General features: G+C 57.8%; 1 protein-coding gene. It reads right to left on the reverse strand.

The features are described from left to right. The coding region (locus CPT76_RS40245) for an alpha-amylase family glycosyl hydrolase (RefSeq protein ID WP_258168718.1) at positions 1-619 on the reverse strand (619 nt) is incomplete at both ends.

Raw genomic sequence — 619 nt, forward strand, 5'->3', positions numbered from 1 at the left:
CCTTAATCGCATCCTCCACATTGATCAGCGGATAGTTCGAGTTCACCTCGATCCACGGCGTGCCCCGCGTAAAGCCTGCATGCTCCCCATTGGTCCACTGCATCGGCGTACGTGCGTTGTCCCGGCTTTTTTTCCAAATCGCCTGCATGACCTGCTCTTCGGGCACGCCCTGATCCAGCTGCTCCTCATAGTAATTCAGCGTTTCCACGTCACGGTAATCGTCAATCGAGGCGAAGGAGATGTTCGTCATGCCGATCTCCTCGCCTTGGTAAATATACGGCGTGCCTTCGAGCATGTGCAGGAAGGTCGCCAGCATTTTCGCCGACTCCACCCGGTACTTCTGGTCGTCCCCGAACCGGGACACCGATCTCGGCTGGTCATGGTTGCACCAATAATTCGCGTTCCAGCCCTTGCCGTGCAGCACCGTCTGCCACCCGCTGATGACCTTTTTCAGCTCCAGCAGGTTCCATGGACGAATATCCCACTTGCCGGAACCGGAAGAACCCGCATCGAGCTGCATATGCTCGAACTGGAACACCATGTTCAGCTCGTTGCGCGTATCCCCGACATAGCTGAGCGCCTGCTCCGGACCCAGACCCGACGTCTCGCCGACGGTCAT

Origin of the sequence: Paenibacillus sp. AR247 (genome assembly GCF_002968895.1) — a bacterium.
Lineage (GTDB): Bacteria > Bacillota > Bacilli > Paenibacillales > Paenibacillaceae > Paenibacillus_AQ > Paenibacillus_AQ favisporus.